The following is a 359-nucleotide window of genomic DNA, read 5'->3' on the forward strand; positions in this document are numbered from 1 at the left end:
GACAAACCGGTAATCACGTCAGGCATCACCATAGGCGCGGAAATCATACCGGCAAACAGGGTGCTGCCGCGGAAGCGTTTAATCCGTGCCATAGCGTAGCCTGCCAATGTGCCGAGTGCCACGGCAGCAAGCGAGGAAACGATGGCGATACGCAATGACAGCCAGGCCGCTTCCAAGATGGTGTCGTTTTCCATCAATGCGCCATACCATTTGGTCGAGAAACCGCCCCAAACGGTAACCAGCTTGGATTCATTGAAAGAATAGATGACCAAAACCACCAGCGGAATATAGAGGAATGCCAGCGAGAGCAGGAGCATCAGTTTCAAGAACCAGGATAATTTGGTTTTCTGCATTATTTG

At 51.3% G+C, this 359-nt stretch carries 1 pseudogene; it reads right to left on the reverse strand.

Annotated features, from left to right (window positions below):
- Window positions 1-353: pseudogene (locus ACTHSP_RS22920) on the reverse strand (polyamine ABC transporter permease); the annotation flags it as partial.
- Window positions 354-359: the final 6 nt, after the last annotated feature.

This window comes from Neisseria sp. P0001.S005, assembly GCF_051963715.1.